Source organism: Arthrobacter methylotrophus (assembly GCF_039539965.1).
In the GTDB taxonomy this organism is placed as follows: Bacteria; Actinomycetota; Actinomycetes; order Actinomycetales; family Micrococcaceae; genus Arthrobacter; species Arthrobacter methylotrophus.
Map to the genome: position 1 here is coordinate 3,573,878 of NZ_BAABED010000001.1, position 17,554 is coordinate 3,591,431.

At 63.8% G+C, this 17,554-nt stretch carries 16 protein-coding genes and 1 pseudogene; 5 read left to right on the forward strand and 12 right to left on the reverse strand.

Going from position 1 to position 17,554, the window contains the following annotated elements; translation table 11 throughout:
• Nucleotides 1-9: 9 nt before the first annotated feature.
• On the reverse strand, nucleotides 10-843 hold the full coding sequence (locus ABD884_RS18485) for a phosphatase PAP2 family protein (protein ID WP_345049213.1): 834 nt from the start codon (nucleotides 841-843) through the stop codon (nucleotides 10-12).
• A 201-nt stretch (nucleotides 844-1,044) separates the two neighbouring features.
• Here ABD884_RS18485 and ABD884_RS18490 point away from each other — a divergent pair, with 201 nt between their 5' ends.
• From ABD884_RS18490 to ABD884_RS18500, 3 genes are all read left to right on the forward strand, one after another.
• Nucleotides 1,045-1,833, forward strand: a complete 789-nt coding sequence (locus ABD884_RS18490; RefSeq protein ID WP_345049221.1) for an alpha/beta fold hydrolase — start codon at nucleotides 1,045-1,047, stop codon at nucleotides 1,831-1,833.
• 16 nt (nucleotides 1,834-1,849) lie between these two features.
• Nucleotides 1,850-2,725: a hypothetical protein gene (locus tag ABD884_RS18495; protein WP_345049224.1), complete on the forward strand. Its 876-nt coding sequence runs from the start codon at nucleotides 1,850-1,852 to the stop codon at nucleotides 2,723-2,725.
• A 215-nt stretch (nucleotides 2,726-2,940) separates the two neighbouring features.
• The gene (locus ABD884_RS18500; protein ID WP_345049241.1) at nucleotides 2,941-4,392 is read left to right on the forward strand and encodes a purine-cytosine permease family protein; all 1,452 of its coding nucleotides are present in this window, start codon (nucleotides 2,941-2,943) and stop codon (nucleotides 4,390-4,392) included.
• 42 nt (nucleotides 4,393-4,434) lie between these two features.
• On the opposite strand, the gene ABD884_RS18505 is transcribed toward ABD884_RS18500, so the two are convergent.
• From ABD884_RS18505 to ABD884_RS18520, 4 genes are all read right to left on the reverse strand, one after another.
• The gene (locus tag ABD884_RS18505; RefSeq protein WP_345049247.1) at nucleotides 4,435-6,015 is read right to left on the reverse strand and encodes an arylsulfotransferase family protein; all 1,581 of its coding nucleotides are present in this window, start codon (nucleotides 6,013-6,015) and stop codon (nucleotides 4,435-4,437) included.
• 216 nt (nucleotides 6,016-6,231) lie between these two features.
• Nucleotides 6,232-6,636 carry a (R)-mandelonitrile lyase gene (locus ABD884_RS18510; protein WP_345049256.1) on the reverse strand — a complete coding sequence of 135 codons (405 nt, stop codon included), beginning with the start codon at nucleotides 6,634-6,636 and terminating at the stop codon, nucleotides 6,232-6,234.
• A gap of 102 nt (nucleotides 6,637-6,738) precedes the next feature.
• Nucleotides 6,739-7,656: a DUF4389 domain-containing protein gene (locus ABD884_RS18515; RefSeq protein ID WP_345049259.1), complete on the reverse strand. Its 918-nt coding sequence runs from the start codon at nucleotides 7,654-7,656 to the stop codon at nucleotides 6,739-6,741.
• 37 nt (nucleotides 7,657-7,693) lie between these two features.
• Complete coding sequence (locus ABD884_RS18520) at nucleotides 7,694-8,728, reverse strand: NAD(P)-dependent alcohol dehydrogenase (protein WP_345049263.1); 1,035 nt, start codon at nucleotides 8,726-8,728, stop codon at nucleotides 7,694-7,696.
• A gap of 129 nt (nucleotides 8,729-8,857) precedes the next feature.
• Between ABD884_RS18520 and ABD884_RS18525 the strand changes: the two genes are divergently transcribed.
• Nucleotides 8,858-9,583: a TetR/AcrR family transcriptional regulator gene (locus ABD884_RS18525; RefSeq protein WP_345049266.1), complete on the forward strand. Its 726-nt coding sequence runs from the start codon at nucleotides 8,858-8,860 to the stop codon at nucleotides 9,581-9,583.
• Nucleotides 9,584-9,622: 39 nt separating this feature from the next.
• On the opposite strand, the gene ABD884_RS18530 is transcribed toward ABD884_RS18525, so the two are convergent.
• Nucleotides 9,623-10,087 carry a MarR family winged helix-turn-helix transcriptional regulator gene (locus tag ABD884_RS18530; RefSeq protein WP_345049272.1) on the reverse strand — a complete coding sequence of 155 codons (465 nt, stop codon included), beginning with the start codon at nucleotides 10,085-10,087 and terminating at the stop codon, nucleotides 9,623-9,625.
• 105 nt (nucleotides 10,088-10,192) lie between these two features.
• On the opposite strand from ABD884_RS18530, the gene ABD884_RS18535 reads away from it, so the two are divergent.
• Complete coding sequence (locus ABD884_RS18535) at nucleotides 10,193-10,774, forward strand: NADPH-dependent FMN reductase (protein WP_345049276.1); 582 nt, start codon at nucleotides 10,193-10,195, stop codon at nucleotides 10,772-10,774.
• A gap of 209 nt (nucleotides 10,775-10,983) precedes the next feature.
• Here the strand turns inward: ABD884_RS18535 and ABD884_RS18540 are convergent, their stop codons facing one another.
• The 6 genes and pseudogenes from ABD884_RS18540 to ABD884_RS18565 form a co-directional block, all read right to left on the reverse strand.
• Nucleotides 10,984-11,538 (reverse strand): NADPH-dependent FMN reductase, encoded by a 555-nt coding sequence (locus tag ABD884_RS18540; protein ID WP_345055054.1) that lies wholly within the window; start codon nucleotides 11,536-11,538, stop codon nucleotides 10,984-10,986.
• A 301-nt stretch (nucleotides 11,539-11,839) separates the two neighbouring features.
• A pseudogene (locus ABD884_RS18545) lies at nucleotides 11,840-12,716 on the reverse strand (NAD(P)/FAD-dependent oxidoreductase); the annotation flags it as partial.
• A gap of 93 nt (nucleotides 12,717-12,809) precedes the next feature.
• Complete coding sequence (locus ABD884_RS18550) at nucleotides 12,810-14,210, reverse strand: dihydrolipoyl dehydrogenase family protein (RefSeq protein ID WP_345049280.1); 1,401 nt, start codon at nucleotides 14,208-14,210, stop codon at nucleotides 12,810-12,812.
• 99 nt (nucleotides 14,211-14,309) lie between these two features.
• A complete protein-coding gene (locus ABD884_RS18555) occupies nucleotides 14,310-14,513 on the reverse strand; it encodes a hypothetical protein (RefSeq protein WP_345049285.1) in 204 nt (67 codons plus the stop codon).
• Between the two features lie 136 nt (nucleotides 14,514-14,649).
• Entirely contained in the window at nucleotides 14,650-16,509 is a 1,860-nt protein-coding gene (locus ABD884_RS18560) for an FUSC family protein (RefSeq protein ID WP_345049287.1), read from the reverse strand.
• Between the two features lie 171 nt (nucleotides 16,510-16,680).
• Entirely contained in the window at nucleotides 16,681-17,436 is a 756-nt protein-coding gene (locus tag ABD884_RS18565; protein ID WP_345049292.1) for an SDR family NAD(P)-dependent oxidoreductase, read from the reverse strand.
• Nucleotides 17,437-17,554 lie beyond the last annotated feature (118 nt).

Here is a 17,554-nt window from a genome sequence, read left to right on the forward strand (position 1 = left end):
GGGTCCTCCTCAGGATCCGTGTGCTTGCGTTGCGGCTGCTTCCGGAGAGACTGCTTCTGGAGAGTCCAATGCGGCAGCGGTCCGGCGCGGCAGCCGCTCCAGGACCCGCGGTGCGTACCGGTTCCAGAGCCCGGCCAAGACAATGACCGCGGCGCTGGTGGCCAGGAAGGACGCCACCACATCGCTGGGGTAATGGACTCCGATATAGATCCGGGACCACGCCACCACCACGGCCAGGACGGCACCAGCCCACGCGGTGATGGGGCCCCATCGCGTGCCCCGGACCAGGAAGTACAGTGCAAAGGCGAGCGCTACGGCGAAGGCCGTATGTCCGCTGGGAAAGCTATTGGAACCCGTTTCCGGGGCGAGCGGATCGAAAAGCAGCGCAGGGTTGGGCCGGTGCCGGGCGACGATGAGCTTGAATCCCTCGCTGGCCACCCATCCCGAACACGCGAAGAGCACAAACATGAACGCCCGCACCAAGGACCTGCGCACCAGGAAAAGGTACAAACCGATCACCAGGACAATGCACACTCCTGCCACGGGGGCGAAGAGAAAGTTCAGTGCCATTGCGAGCGCCGTCAGCACAGCCACGTGATGGCGGCTGAGTTCCTGGTCAACGCCGAACTCGTTGGTGGTCAGGCCCCCTACCAGCTGAACGCTGAAGCCGATGGCAAGGACTGCCGCGGCGAGGGCAATGCCCCACAGAAGCCAGTATCTGGGCTGCGGAAGCAACGGCACGCCGCGGCCTGCCGCAACAGTGGGACGTGCGGCAACACGGTGACGGACGACGGCGGAAGGCCGGCTTTCCGTGGAAGCGTTCTGCTTGGCATATGGCGGCATGGGACTCTCCGACTCGGGGGGTGGCGGCCCTTGCGGGGCTTGCTTCCACTCTCGCGCACGGCATTTAAGAAGCTCTTAAGAACTCCGGAGCCTGCCATTCTCCCCATTGACCCTGTGAGTGACCCCGCGAGGGCCTTGACCCGTGAGATGCCGGAGCACAGAGTTTAGGGACGCACTGTCCGCTCAATCGAAGGATCTGGAATGTCCGAATTTGCGATCTCGAAAGACGGTACCCGCATCAGGTATGACCGGCACGGCGAAGGACCCGCCGTGCTACTGGTGGCTGGTGCGATGCAGTTCAGGGGCTTCGACCCCACCACGGTGGAGATGGCCAAGCTCCTGGCTGCCAAGGGGTTCACGGTGTTGCACTATGACAGGCGCGGCCGTGGAGAAAGCGCCGACGCCCCGTCTTTCACCCTCAAGGACAACATCGACGATCTCGCCACACTCATCGACATCGCAGGAGGCGAAGCGGCGCTCTTCGGAAGCTCTTCCGGCGGCGCGATCTCCCTGGCAGCGGCGGCTGCGGGCTTACCCGTCACGAAGCTAGCGCTTTGGGAGACTCCGCTGAGCGAAGAACTCGGCACCGGCGGGGCGGAGTTCCTTGCCGGTCTCCAGGAACGGATCGCGTCCGGAGACAAGGCGGGCACCATCGAGTACTACATGAAGGACATGCCACCGGAATGGCTGGCGGGCGCCAAGAACAGTCCCGGATGGCCCATCATGCTCGAGTTGGGTCCCAGTCTCTCGGCCGACGCCGAATCCCTGGCGTGGACCCAGTCCGCGCCACGCGTTGAACTCTGGTCCAATGTCACCCAGCCGACCCTCGCGATCGTTGGCGAGCAAACCTTGCCGATCATGACGGACGCCGCCCGCTCCATCGTGGCCAATATCCCCAGTGCCCGCAAAGCGACCATTCCAGGCGCCAACCACAGCTGGGAACCCGGGGTCATGGCTGACATGCTGGCTGAGTTCCTCGCCGCAGAATAAAGCCGGGTTCCAAGCCATGGACCTGGCTGCGACCGCCGTCGAACTCTACACGCTGGTTCCTTCGGCGTTCACGGCGTCCCGCACTGCCCGGGCCAAGGAAGCCAAGTCCGCCGGGGACGCCGAGCTGGCGAAACAGATCGCCCAACTGCCCAAGCCTTCGACGGCGGCGTGGGCGGTCAATATGCTTGTCCGCCACGGCACGAGGGAATTCGCGAGCGTCTTGGAGCTCGGGGCGTCGCTGGGGAGGGCCCAGGAGCAGCAAGACCACGACCGTCTCCGGACGCTCGGCCAGCAGCGCCCGCGCGTGCTGGCCGCCGCCGTCGAGCAGGCCCGTGCGGTGGCAGAAGGCCTGGGCGTCAAGGTCAGTGGCGCCACCGCGTTGGAAGTCGAGGCGACGTTGAGGGCCGCGATGACGGATCCGGGCGCTGCCGCAGCGCTCCGCAGCGGACGATTGGTGCGCTCGCTCTCCACGAATGGATTGGAACCCGTGGACCTCGCCGGCGCGGTGGCGGTGCCGGGCCCACTTCCCGTCGCGGTTACCAGCACAGAAGAGCCCGACGACGGCGGCCCGCAGCGCGAGGGGGCAGCGGCGCAGCGGGAAAGCGAGAAGGTACACGCCGCCCTCGTGGATGCTGAGCGCAAGGCGGACGATGCCGAGATGGAACTTGCCCAGGCCGAGCGCGAAAAGGCGGAGGCCGTGCGCCGGGGTGAGCAACTCGCCATCGAGGTCAAAGCTGCCAAAGACAGGCTGGCCGCGTTGCAGCAGGAGCTTGCCGCCACGGAATGGGCGATCACCGTGGCCGAGCGGAATCGGAAAGTGGCGGCCCGGCTGGCAGGCAGGGAGCGCCGGACTGCGGAAACAACGCGGACCCGGCTGGAGGAGCTGCGCTAGGACGGAGCTCGACGGGGCGCACGTCACGCCCAGCAGGCTTTTGGCAGATCGTGCTCGCCAAGGCCCCGGAAATCCGGGCTTTGGCAGGCTGCAGACCCTCTAAAAGATGTCATGCGTGACGCGGAACCAGTTTCCCATCTCGGGATCCCTTTTGGGCAGGCCCGCTCTGTGCTAAACCAAAGCCAGATGCACCGACGCGTCCAAGGAGAACCACCATGAGCACAACGACGGATAAAGGACCGGGCCGAGGACTGGAGATCCGGTCGATCGACTACGTTCCGCTGGACGAGCGGCACGGCAAAGTCTCACACATCGGACCGTTGTGGTTCATCAGCAACGCCCAGATCGCCACCCTGGCCGTGGGGTTGATCAGTATCACCACCGGCGGCAACCTGATCTGGTCGCTGATCGCGATCGCCGTCGGGGTCCTCGTGGGCACACTGTTCATGGCCGCGCACTCCTCGCAGGGTCCCCAGCTCGGCCTGCCACAGATGATCCAGTCCCGGCCGCAATTCGGCTACATCGGCGCCCTGCTGGTATGGCTCTTCGCCTATCTTCAGTACGCCGGCTTCAACATTTTCAATACCATCCTGGCCGGCCAGGCCATCTCGGAATCGGTGAACTTCGGCTCCCAAAACCTCTGGTTCTGGGTGGTCACCCTTGTGGCCGTGATCATCGCACTCTTCGGTTATGACCTCATCCACGCATTCGAGCGCTACCTGACGTACCTGACCATCGTCATGCTGGCGCTGCTCACAGTGGCGGCCTTCAAACTGGCCACACCTGCCGGGGCATACAACCTTGCCGACTTCCATCTCGTGCCGTTCCTGGGCCAGCTTGGCGTCGCAGCCGGCTATCAGATCTCCTGGGCCATCTACGTCTCCGACTACTCCCGCTACCTGCCGCCTGCCAGCGGACGGGGCACTTTTCGGTGGACGTTCTGGGGCAGCGCCTTGGGTGGTATTTGGGTGATGTTCCTGGGCGCGTACATTGGTTCCGCTGCCGGAGAGAACTTCGAAACGATCGGTTCAATCAAATCCACCGCCGACCAGCTCTTCGGCGGATTCGGCGGGATCGCCCTGTTCGTCGCCGCCCTGGGTCTGCTGTCCGTGACCGCGCTGAACATGTACGGCGGTTCGCTGACCTTGATTTCGTCTATCGACAGCGTGCGTCAGATCCGGCCGACCCTGCGGCTCCGGATCATCACGATCGCCATCACCGCCCTGATTTCCGTGGTCTTGGCAAACCTCGCCTCGGCCGACTTCCTGGCCAATTTCAACGACTTCCTGCTGCTGGTGTTGTACTTCTTCATTCCGTGGACGGCGGTCAACCTCACCGACTACTTCATCGTCCGCAAGGGCCACTACGCCATCGCTGAGATCTTCAAGCCCGACGGGATCTACGGACGCTGGGGTTGGCCCGGCATCATCTCCTACCTCGTTGGATTTGTGCTGATGATTCCGTTCTTCTCCGCCGGAAAGCTGTTCGTCGGTTTCATCGCCCAGGCCATGGATGGCGCCGATATCTCGCTGTTTATCGGACTTCCGGTCTCCGCAGCGCTGTATTGGCTGATGACCCGGGGTGTCGACGTCGACGCTGAGACCCGCTTGGCCAAGGCAGAGGCCGACGCCTTGGATGCGGCCGCGCACCACCACGTCCTGCCGTAGCTCCGCCGCACGGCACCGGAAGCCGGTCGGTAATGCCGGGAGTCACGCAGTGGCGATGACCGCGGAGGTCGCCAAAACGTTGCCGGACTTATCCAAAGCGTCGACGGCGGCCCTCGGCGCCGCAGCCACCGCCGTCGACGTTTCAAAGCCCCGACGCGGAACCGTCACTGCTTCGGACATGGACCCGGGGCCGGTTCCGGTGAGGAACCTCCATCTGGCCACCTCGGTTGCACCGTTCCAGCTGGTGTAGAGCTGCATTGTGGACCCGTTGCCCGGAACCGCCACGAGATCGGGGACTGTGTCCGGCCGACTTGTCCACGGGGAGCGGTACGTGCGATAAGAAGCATCGCCCAGCCCGGTAGCCTCATACACGGCCTTTCCGTCGGGAGTGAATTCAGTAGCGGCAGGGTCCGCTCCCCAGCCCACCAGGAAGTGTCCGTTATCCAGAAACTGCAGGTTTCCTTCCGCGTCGCCTCGGTGGCCGCCCCTGCTGAACTCCTGTTTGACGACGGCGGTGCGCGCCTTTTCGTCGACGGCGAGCAGGAGCCCGCGGGACGTCCCCGTGTTCCCTTGGTTGTAATGGTTGTCGAACATGCTGATGATGCCGTTGGGTCGCCGGCGAACATCATGCTGCCACGCGAAGACAGACTCCGGAGTCATGGCAAAGTCACTCCGTTTTCCGCCCAGGCGCCAACGGATCTTCCCATCCGAACGGCCTATCAAGTACGCGGTATGCGTGTGACGGGACGAAACGAGGAGCGCATCGCCACTCTCGTCCACGGAATTGAGATGGAAGGGATCGAACGCTTTCGTGGCGTCTGAGCCGTCGGCCTTGGGGCTATCGGACGGGCGCACATAGGACTCGCCTATGTCGATGTGGTCCGAGGCTACCCAGTCGAAGAGGACCGCACCGGAGCGGATGCCGATTTCCTGGACATGGCAATCGAACATGTAACCTTGAGCGGGTCCGCCCACCGACGTCAAGTCATGCCGAACGGTCGGGTAGGAAATCATTAAGGCCGTCCCGGCCGAAGTGATAGTGAATTCATGGAGATCGGCCTGCAAGCCGTTGCCAGTATTGACTTCGGCCACGGTCCGGTAGCGAGCGTCCTTGACGATGCCCTTTCCGGCACCGTGTCCACCGGCTCCAATGCCAGTCCAGTAAGTGAGGACAGGATGGCCCTCAAAGACCTGCACGCGAAGGTCGGTCACGCCCGCACCAGTCGGTTCCATCCATACCGGCTCCCCCCGGTTGTCGATGATCAGGCCATTGCTGCCGTGGCCCATCGGCCCGACAAAAAGCAGGCCTGCCCCAGTGGCCCCCGTGGCCCAACTGGCAACGCGCGCAGCTGTCAAAGAAGTGGAGACGAAGCTCCGGATCGTGGGTGCGGAAGCCGTGGTGCTCGGCGACGGCGACGCTGCCGGCGTCGGTGTAGCTGCGGTGACTGAAACCGTTCCGCCGGGCAACACGCCTGCCCTGGCAATGCCCAGCCCGGCGACCACTCCCGCGCCCGCGATCCCTGCCCCCGAAAGGAACCCGCGACGGCTCATTCTGAAGCGAGCCTCGCGGCCTTCCCGGGAGTCAGTTCGCTCGCCATTCCCGGACCCCGTGTTCTGCTCCATTCCCTCAGGATAGAACCGGTTCACGGCACGGGACCCGCGCATAAGCTGCAAGTTTGCCGTAAACCGGCGGGGCGGGAACCCGACGTCTGCTGCTGGCCTTCTCGGCGTCACGCAGAGCAAGTTTTAGGGTGCCTCGCATCGACTGCGGCCCGGGATTCCGGGGGCCGAGGCGAACCCGAGTGCCAAAAAGGTGCGTAGCGTGACGCGGAGCTTGGGTTATCGCCTGGCGTGGGCGGATGCGTAGTCCCGGTCGCTGACGGGTTCACGCCATGTGGCGCTCTCCCCGTTGTCGTGTTCCACCAAGGCCAGGTGGCACATCATGTTGTCCTGCGTTGCGCCATGCCAGTGTTCCTCGCCGGGCGGCGTGTGGACGGTGTCTCCTGCGCGCATGAGGACCACGCTGCCGTCCCGTGTGGCAACAAGACCGATTCCGTCGGTACAGTGCAGGGTCTGGCCGAAGGGATGGGAATGCCAGTTCGTGCGGGCACCTGGCGTGAAGCGGACCAGTGCCGCGACGAGACGCGAGGGCGCCTCCCCGTTGTGGAGTGAGTTGAGGTAGACGTCTCCTGTGAACCTTTCGTTCGGGGCTTTGGCCGTGGGCGTAGGCGGTACGAGTTTCATCGTGCGTTCCTTTGGCTAGTGCAACGGAGGACTGATTCAAGGAAACCAGTCCCTGCCTCCGCGTGGGAGTGCCTGTTATAACAGGTACTGCCAGTGCCTGTCTCAGTCGCTGCCTGGGGTTTCCGGGGCTCGGCGCGGCTCGAGCGGCCCCTGGTCCAAGCGGAACGGCGGATACTTGTCGCTCATCAGTGCAACGTAGGTGATGGTCCTATAGACCCATCGGTTGATTCCCATGATCAAGGTGAAGAGTCCCCAGCGGTAGACACCGGTGAACAGCAGGATCACGGCAGCGATGAACACGAGGAAGCCGAGCAGCGATATCCCGTTTGTCCCACCCTCAGTGGAGGATCTCCAGATGCTGCCGGTGAGCAATCCGACAATAACCACGTGCGGAAGGGCGAGAAGCCAGGACTTGACGAGCACTTGCCAGTGGGAGAGCTTTTCGGGATAGTCCACTTCGAAGGTGGCAGGATAGTCGGTGTGCGCGAGGGTAAATGGCGGGTAGTGGTCGGTGCCCAGCACTCCGGTGGCGTAGAAAGCCACCCGCCAATTCCAGCGCATGACCCCAACGGTGAAGTGGAAAAGCGATGCCGGGTAGCGGCCGGTAAACAGGATCACAAATCCTGCAGCGATAGTCACCACGACTGAGGCAAAGCCGAGGAACGCGAGCACTATGTAGTGCGGAATGGCGAGGAACCATTTGACGAGCCATTTCCATCGCGAGAGATTCGGATCCAGATGTCCTTCCAACCGTGACGGATAAGCCCCTCCTGCTTCTCCGCTGCCTCCCGGAAGGGAGGGGAACATTCTCCCTCCGAGTCCGGCTGCCCCAAGGATAATCAGCGCGGCTCCAACCGCGAGCATCGCGAGCCCTGCGGGGAGCGACCGGGAATTGACGAAAACGCCGGCAGAACCAGCAGCGAGCAAGTCTCCCAAGATCACAAAGAACATGTGCACGGGACTCATTTTCTCCCTTGGCGGGTTGGGATACGCGACGGTTCCGGCTGCGTTGTTATTCATTGTTTGATCCTGGGTTTCTAAGATGGTGCCTGGGTTCCTATATGGTGATCGCGATTTTCCCGCGGGTTCTACCGGCGTCGAAATAGCGCATTGCCTCGGGGACCTGCTCTAGAGGATAGATGCGGTCGACCACCGGCGTAAGTACCCTTGATTCGATGAGTACGGCGAGGTGTTCGAGGTCTTCCGTGCCCTGGGTGCCCAGGACCATGGTCAGCCGCTGACGGATGAACAGGGACAAGGCCACGCCCCGGAACTGTCTGTCGATGCTGCCCGTCCAGGAGCCGCCTTCCTCACCACCGATGATGACGGCGGTGCCGGTGGGAGTTAGTGCGCTCCGGAGACGCGCCAGGGTGGGATTCCCAGCGACGTCCAGGATCAGCTCATAGTGTCCAGTTCCATCGGCGAAGTCCTGTTTGGTGTAGTCGATGACGTGGTCGGCGCCAAAGCCGCGCACCGCGTCCATTTTCGCTGTGCTGCAAACGCCCGTGACCTCGGCCCCGGACGCCTTGGCGAGCTGCACTGCATAGCTGCCCACTCCCCCTGAGGCACCAAGGATCAGCACCTCCTGTCCCGACAATATCTGGGTGGCGGCGCGGAGGGCCTGCAGTGCAGTGCAACCGGAAACCGGGACCACGGCGGCCTGTTCGAAACTGATGTTCCTTGGTTTGCGAGCGAGTTGGTTCTCGCGGGACGTGGCATATTCAGCGAAAGAACCTTTCCCGACGCCGAAAACGTGGTCTCCCGCGGTGAACCGGGTCACTTCAGCTCCGACCGCCACGACGGTACCTGCCAGATCCATCCCTGGCACGGGGTTCCTGGGGGCGCGGAGGCCGTAGGCCAGACGCACCGCGTAAGGCAGGCCGCGGGTTACGTGCCATGTGCCACGGTCCAGGCCCGCAGCGTGGACCCGAATCAGCACTTCGTTCCCGGCGATCTTCGCTCGGGGGATCTGCGCCAGGTGCAGGACGTCGGCGGAACCGTAAGCTTCCTGCACGATGGCCCGCATCCTGGGCTCCGGCGCGGGCGGGCCATCTGAAAATTGGGTCTCCGAAACATGCTGGCCAGAGGTCATTGCCGTTCCTTTCACAACATTTGGTGTGCGCAACTCACAACATTTGGTGTGCGCAACAGGATTTTCGTACGCTGTACTAAGGAGAGAGTATCGTACAGTGTACTAAACCACTAGAGCCAAAGGAGCCCCATGTCAACAACGCAAGCCGTCCCATCGCAGCGCCTCCCGCTCAGCCGGGAACGGGTGCTCGGCTGCGCAGTGGATCTCGCAGATGAGTCGGGAATCGCCGCGCTGACCATTCGCTCGCTTGCTCAAAGCATGGGAACCAAGCCCATGTCTCTTTACTATTACGTGGCCAACAAAGATGAAATCCTGGACGGCATCGTGGACATCGTCTTCGGCGAAATCGAACTGCCTTCTCCCGCAGGCGACTGGCGGGAGGAAATGCAGCGAAGGGCGCACGCCATGCGCGCAGCGCTCAGAAGGCATCCATGGGCGGTCGGCCTGCTGGAAAGCCGTTCTTCCCCTGGCCCAGCGACCCTGCGCCACCACGAAGCGACTTTGGGCACCTTGAGGGCGGCTGGGTTTTCGATTCAGATGACCGCCCATGCCTACGCGTTGCTGGACAGCTATATCTACGGGTTCGCGCTCCAGGAAGCCGCCCTGCCGTTCAATAGCCGGGACACCGCTGCCGAAATCACAGCACCCATCGTTGAGCGCTTTTCCACCGGAAAATACCCCCGCATGATGGAGATTGCGGCCGAACACGTCCTTAAGCCCGGCTATGACTTCGGCGACGAGTTCGACTTCGGGCTAGACCTCATCCTTGACGGCCTCAGCCGGTCGATTCCCGGCGACGGCGGAGACAAGGAACGACACCCGGGTGAATGCGAGCAGATCGATGGACACCAGTAGGCAGCGGCACAGATGGTGCAGCGGAAAAGCATGACAAGACTAGTCGCATTCGGACTGAAGCGTGGCCATGATCTTCCGGCTCACCGAAGCCAGAGCGTCCTGTTCCTCGCGGGTGAGCCGGTCGAAGAAATGGGTGCGGATGAACTCCAGATGACCCGGCGCCGCGTGCTCTATTGCATCCCGCCCGCCCGGAGTAATCTCCACATCCAGGCCGCGGGCATCGGAGGAGCAGTTCTTTCGCTCCAGCAGGCCCCTTGCTTCCATCCGCTTGAGCAGGTGGGACAGGCGGCTGCGGTCCCAGCCCAGGGACTTGCCCAGATCGCGGGCACGAACCACGCCGTCCGCATGCTCCGAGAGTGGAACAAGCACTGCGTATTCGGCCCCGGAAAGCTGCGACTCCCGCACCAGCTGACGGTCCATGGAGGTCGCCAGTAGCTGTGATGCCGCAAGGAATCCGCGCCAGATTTCGTTCTCGCGCTCATCCAGCCATTGCGTGTTTTTCATCACAAGTTCTCCATATAGTTGATAGTTCAAGTTTGACGTCATATTGTTGATATGTCAACATTTTTAGTGACACGTCAACAACCTTCTTTCCTAAGGGGATAAAGCATGACCAAGATCGCGATTGTCACCGGCGCCAGCCGTCCGGGCAGCGTCAACAAGTCCGTCGCCGAGTGGGTCCTGGCCCAGGTCGCCGGCCGCACCGACGCCGAGTTCGAACTGGTAAACATCGCCGACTTCAACCTCCCCCTGCTGGATGAGGGCTACCCGGCCATGTACCAGAACTACCAGAATGACCACACCAAGGCCTGGTCCGCCAAGATCAGCGAGTTCGACGGCTACATTTTCGTCGCTCACGAATACAACCACACCGCAGGCCCGGTTCTGGTCAACGCCTTGTCCTACCTGAACGCCGAGTTCAACAACAAGGCCGCCGGCTTCGTGTCCTACGGCTCCATGGGCGGCGTCCGCGCCGTAGAGCACCTCCGCGGTGCCCTCTCCGAGCTGCAGATTGCACACGTGCAGCGCACCGTCATGTTCTCACTGTTCACCGACTTCGAGAACTTCTCCGTCTTCAAGCCGACTGAGCAGTCCGCCGGCACCCTGGCCCCGATGGTTGACCAGCTCACCGTCTGGGCCCGCGCCATGGAGTCCGTGCGTGACGAGCAGTTGGCTGTCACCAGCGTCTAAGATTTTTCCAACTGGCAAGAAAAGGGCTCCCCGGGCATGAACCGGGGAGCCTTTCTGCGTCCGGGCGGCCGAACAGCCTGCCCCGGCAAGGCGTCCAGCGGCCGGGATGGACCACGGCGAGACAACAAAAAACCCACGGCCGCGAGGTCACACTTCGAAGTGTGACGTCGCGGCCGCGAGTTAATCTTGGCAGCTAGTGCCGGGATTTTTTAGCGGACGGTAGCGAAGCCCTTGGCCCACGAGACCAACTGGTCCACCATCGGGGCCAGGGTGTCGGCGTTTTGCTCGGTCGGCTTGAAGTCGGAGAAGTTCTCGAAGTCGGTAAAGAGGGAGAACATCACTTGGTTGCGCACGTGGGCAAGCTGCAGTTCAGAGAGGGTCTCGCGCAAGTGCTCGACGGCGCGGGCGCCGCCCATGGAGCCGTAGGACACGAAGCCGGCGGCCTTGTTGTTGAACTCGGCGTTCAGGTACGACAAGGCATTGGTGAGCACCGGGCCTGCGGTGTGGTTGTATTCGTGAACCACGAAAATGTAGCCGTCGAACTCACTGATCTTGGCGGACCAGGCCTTGGTTACCGGGTTCTGGTAGTTCTGGTAGGCGGCGGGATAGGCCTCGTCCAGCAGGGGGAGGTTAAAGTCGGCGATGTCCACGAGCTCGACGTCTGCGTCCGTGCGGCCTGCAACCTGGGCCAGGACCCACTCGGCGACGGATTTGTTCACACTGCCCGGCCGGCTGGCGCCCGTGATGATGGCAATCTTGGGCAGGGCGTTGCCCGCCAGAGGATCGGCGGCCGGGACAACCTCGGCGGGAGCCTTTGCGACAGTGGCACTCGCGCGTGGTGCTACCGATGTAGCGGAGTGACCGGCCTTGGACTTGCGGGAAAAAATTTTGAACCAGGACATGGCGTCTCACCGATCAGAATAGTTGATGTTTCAATTATTCTAGGCGGCACTTTGATGATGTGTCAACAAAATTACCCTGAGGCACCGGCCAGTTAAGCGACGGCAAGGATCCTTCGGCTCTGCTACTGGGCGGGTGGGTGTGGATCCCGCCGAGCCGCCGCCGTCACTCCGGCCGGCCGACGACGACCTGTGCGGGGCTGTGGGCGATGTAGCCGTTCAGCCAGGAAAACAGTGCGCGGACCTTCTGTTGGAATCCCGACGGAAGGGCCAGATGCACCAGGAGCCAGGACACGAATGCCAAGGGCCCCTGCAACTGGATACGCTTGCGTCCGATCTCGGCGACCGCAGCGCCTCGGCCGATCATCGCCATGTATCCCTTGTCGAAGTACTCGAACGGCCGCCCACTTCCCAGCCTGCTGCGCGACGGAGCCCAGTTGCGGCAGTTTGGCCTCGGTCGAATCGGTCATGGTGGCCGAGTCGCCAAGGACGTACACTCCCTCAACGTCCGGGGCGGTCAGGTCCGGGCGGACATCGATGCGGCCTCCCCTCCCTTGCCTCAGACCGGAGGCGGCAATGATCCCTCCTGCCTTCAGTCCACCGGCCCACACCACGACCCCGCCGGGTATGCCGGTCCCGTCGGCGAGCGTCACAGTGTCGGCGCGGACTTCGGTCACGCCGACTCCCAAGTGCAGCCGAACGCCGATCTTCGTCAGGCGTCGTCTGGCGTAGTCCTGCGACTTTACGGAAAAAGCACCAAGGACGGTCGGGACCATGTAGACCAAGTGGACACGGCAGCGGGCCGCGAGTTCCGGCGAAAAGTACTTGGGCACCACGAACTTGACGTTTTCGGCCAAGGCGCCGGCTGTCTCGACGCCCGTGGGGCCGCTGCCGATGACCACGACGTCCACGGAGCCGCCGGCCTCCCGGTCGGCTTCATCCAGCAGGTGGGTCAGCCGCGTACCCAGTCGGGTGGCGTCAGTGACCGAATACAGCAGGAAGGCATGCTCCTCCGCGCCAGGTGTGTCGAAAAAGCCTGGTATGTGTCTTCCACCCGAGCAACCTACTCCACCTGAAGCCGGTGCAACAGTGCCGGGATGTCCCGGCGGCGGCAGGACCGCCGTCCCGGGCGCTGCTCAATCTTCGAGGAAGGCTGGAGTGAACAGCAGGGTCAGGCCTTCGGCCATGGTCGGATGGGTGATGATAGCGTCGCGCAGGGCGGTGTATTCCATTCCGGCGAGCATTGCCATCTGCACCACGGCGATGGTTTCGCTGGCTTCGGTGCCCAGCAGGGCCGCGCCGAGGATCTGGTTGGTCTCGCGGTCGATGACGGCTTTCCAGAAGCCCTCCAGATGTCCCACGGTCCGGGCACGGGGAACGGCCGTTACCGGCATTTTGGCGATCCGGACGGCGTAGCCGGCGTCCCGGGCCTGCCGCTCGCTCAGGCCTACCCGGCCGAGCTCGGGGGTGGTGAACACACTGTAGGGAATCAACCGGCCGGCGGTGCTGCGCGGCTGGCCGGCGCCGGTTCTTGCCGCCAGGTTGGCCTTGAGCACGCGGTAGTCGTCATAGGAGGCGTGGGTGAACTGGGGCGTTCCGGCGGCGTCACCTGCTGCCCATACTCCGTCGGTAGTCGTGCGCAGCTGATCGTCGACCCGGATGTATCCGCGGTCGTCAAGTTCCACGCCGGCACCTTCGAGGTTCGCGCCGCCGGTCATTGGCTTACGGCCTACCGCCACCAGGATGTCTTCCGCGCTCAGGGTCTCACCGGAGGCGAGCGTGAGCGCGACGGTACCGTCTGCGGCGCGGGCGATCCTGTGGGCCCTGGCCCCCAGCCGCACGGTGATGCCGGCGTCCGTGAAGTTCTGCTCGATGGCAGAGGCAACGTCCGCGTCCTCCCGGGCGAGCAGTTGTCCGCCGCCCTGGACGAGGGTGACTCTGACGCCGATGGTGTTGAGCAGGTCCGCGAACTCACACCCGACGTATCCGCCGCCCAGCACGATGATGCTCGCCGGCAGCGATTCCAGCTCCAGCAGGGTGTTGCTGGTCTGCACTTTCGACTCCGCCAGGCCTTCGATGGACGGCAGGAGCGGTTCAGTGCCCAGGTTCAGCACGACGTCGGTGCCCCGCAGGGTGCGCACGCCGCCGTCGTGCACGGTCACCTCGACTGTCCGGGGGCCGACGAATTTCGCTTCGCCGAGGATGAAGTCCATACCCGACCCGGTGAAGGAGGACAGCTGGCCCCTGACCATGGTGTCCACGACGTCTTCCTTGCGGTGGCGCAGCAGGCTGAGGTCCATTTGCGGGTCCTCAGCGCCGGATATACCGAATTCAGCGGCCCTGCGGATGGTTGCCAGCACCCGGCCGCTGTTGATGAGGGTCTTGGTGGGGATACAGGCGACATTGATGCAGGTTCCCCCGATCATCGAACGCTCCACCATGGCGACGGTCCTGCCGGCCCTGGCCAGGTCCATCGCCAGGGTTTTCCCAGCCTTGCCTCCCCCGAACACCAGCAGGTCCACATCCTCGATGTCCATGCCTGCCGTCCCTTCCCTTGGTTTTGCCCGTTGTGCAACCGCATCACGGCGCGCTGGCGGCTCCTGCCGTCGGTTTGGGTTCAGATCGGGGCCAATGCGCTACTTGTTCGGCTCCTCGGGGCGGCGTGACTGCTCGCGGATTTCCCGTTCCTCTTCGTATTCGCGCAGGTCGTTGGCCTGGTCGGCGGAATCACCGTGCCACTCTTCGCCGCTGATCTGGCGCTCGAACTCCTGGGTCGGCTGCGCCTCCTCAAGGGCGTCGACTTCTTCTTCAAACTTCTTCTGCTCGGACTCATTGCTCATGACATCGCCTCGACTTCTCTGGGTAAACCTGCTGCCGCACAAATACCGGTCCCTGAGCCACCAGCATAGATCCGGCAGCCGAGACTGCAAACAGCTAGCGGAACAGTGACCCCATTGAGGTAACAAGTAGTTGGGTTCAGTGTGGGGCCACGGGCAGCGAATCTCTTAGGGTCGCTGTTTCCTGGGACAGGAACCGCGGCAGTTCCGGCAATGGTTCCGGCGTCCCGCCGGTCAGGATGGCTGCCTTGAGGATTCCGAAGGCTTCGTGAACCGCCGCCAGTCCACCGGTATCGGGGCCGAAGGCGCCGGTGATTTCTCCGTCCATGTCTACGTCGGATCGCCCCAGCATCCAGCAAAGCGACAGGATGCTGTAGGCCAAGGTCTGGGCCGCGGACACGGCGGGCCAACACTGTTCGGCAGCGCGGCGTTGCTCGCTCGGGCCGCCCACGGCCGTGTCGTAGGCAGCGCCGAGGGTGAATACCGCTGCCTGCAGCTCGCGCCGGGCCAGATGCGCACGCCGGGTGTTGGCTTCGGAGGCGGCCAGGAAGTCAACCACGGTGCCCGCCGCGTCTAGTGTCGCCGTCAAAGCCTCGGGGATTCGCGTTATTTTGGCACGCGGTGTCAGGAGGGCGAACACGGCAAGCGCGATGCCGCAGCCGATGGTCGTATCCACGCCCCGGGCAAGAAGCAGGCCCGCAACGTCGTCGACCTTCTGCCCGCCGGAAGCGATGGTGAGGGCAACCGTAGTGATGAACACCGCTGCGAGGGCGTAGTTGCGCATCACTGTCACTTCGATGACGAACTGCAAGACCATGACCACCGCAACAAGCCATAGCCCTTGGGGATGAACGGCCAACACCGCCCCGGCCAGCAAAAGCCCGATCCACGTGCCTACCAGCCGCTCGGCGCCTCGCTGCAATGTACGCATCCAGTCCATCCCCATATGGAGGATCAGCACGGCGGCGGCCACCGCCCAATAGGCCCGCTGCAGTTCCAGCAGTCCTGCAGCGATCCCGGCGACGAGTGCGGCGACGCCTACACGAAGGACCACCAGCTCCGAGACGGAACCTCGGCGCAGCCCCGTACGCAAGGCTTCCCAAGGACCAGGGGCGCCCAGCGGGATCGACCCATGGGGCGTCGTAGCCGGCGGCGGGTTGACGGCAACGGTTGCCAGATGGGCGGCCTTGTCCGCCACCGCCGGGTCGAGCGTGCCCCCGCGGGCGCCCGAGCGAATGGTTTCGGCAAATAACAGGTGCAGTTGCCGGCTGATGCCCCGGAGCCCGTTCAGCGCAGCCCCCTGCCGACCGTGGGTGGGCTGGTAGGTCACGAGCGCCGCCCACGCGGCATTCAACGCCAAAGCAGCGCGGTGCTGCGCTCCCGTTTGACCAGCCGAGCCGGCCGTCCTCGCGTAGGCGGCCACGGCCCGGGCGGCGGCCGCCACGGCGTGCTTTTCCGGTCCGCGCGGCCGGAAAAGGGCCGGGACCATATGGACCACCCATGAGAATGCCCCGCCAGCGAGCACCAGAAGGCCGGCGAGGCCCGGGGCCATCCCTGTCGCCGGAACCGCTGTCCCCGCCGCGCAGGTCAGCGTGAACATGTAGGCCCCGGGTCCGCCCACGCGCAGGGCGCTGCAGATGTAGGTGGCCGCCATGGCGATCACCACGATGGTTGGCACCGCCAGCGGCGGGATGGTCTTCACCGACATGCCCAGGGCTACGGTAAATGCGAATGCGAGCGCGATCAACGCCAAATACCGGGCGCGGTTTAGGTAGGGCCGGCCACTGCCATAGAGGGCGGTAAAGGCTCCGAGGGTGGCCATCAACCCGGCGGCGGTCTGTCCGGTCAGCCAACCGACCAGCAGCGGCGCCCCTGCACAAATCGCGGCCCGCAGTCCGACCGGCCAGCGGCTCGGTGCATCCTTCAGGCTGAACAGGGCGCGGATCCCATGCGGGGCCGGGGGCGGAGCTGATGACGCCGCCCTGGGATCCCGGTTCATGTAATCCATCCTGCCACGCGGATCCCGGTATGGCCCCGGTGGGCCACCACGTCACGGCCGCTTCCGTCCGCCCGTTGCAGCGCCGACTCGGACTGCGCACCGATCCACCGGTGAATCCCCAATTCCCCGATGGATCAGTGCGCAGTAGCCGCAAGCTGCTAGCGGTGAGGCTTAGACGGCGGTGTAGCCGCCGTCGACGAGTACGTACGATCCGGTCATGAAACTGGCCTTGTCCGACAGGAGGAAGGTGGTGACGTTCGCGACTTCCTCCGGCCGACCCAGGCGGCCAAGCGGATGCTTAGCCTCGAGCCCGTTGACGACTTCTTTCGGCGCAGCGGCCAGCAGCGGCGTATCGATATAGCCGGGCCCGATCGCGTTGACGCGCAGCCCCTGGGCTCCATATTCAGCCGCAGCATTCTTGGTCAGGCCCACGACGCCGTGCTTCGCCGCGGTATAAGCGGCGTTGCCGGGAGCGGCGACGGTGCCGTGGATCGAGGCCATGTTCACGATGGCGCCTTCGGAGGCACCCGCGGCAAGGATGGCCGGGATCTGGTATCGCATTCCATAGAGGACTCCGCTCAAGTTGATGGCGATGACCCGGTCCCAATCCGCAATGTCGACGTCGCCGACTGGAGCGTTGGCGCCGCCGATGCCTGCGTTGTTGACGGCATAGTTGAGTGCGCCATAAGTCGCGACCGCGAAGTCGACGGCCTTCTTGCTGTCCTCGGCGATCGCTGTGTTGGCCTGGAACGGAACGGCAGTGCCGCCTGCGGCCGTGATCTCGTTGGCCACACGCGTGGCACCGTCGAGGTTGATGTCCACGACAACGATGTTGACACCGTTCTTCGCGAGGTCCTTGCTGATCGCTTCCCCGAGTCCTGAACCTCCGCCGGTGACGAGCGCTGTCTTGCCTTTGAAGTTACCCATAGTTCCTCCTCGTACGCGGGATCGGTCCCGCAGATTTCCGTGGTGAGCGCTGGTGGATCCACTCGCCTGTGGCAACCGGTCTCGCCACGGAAACATTCCATGGCGATGCACGAACCGC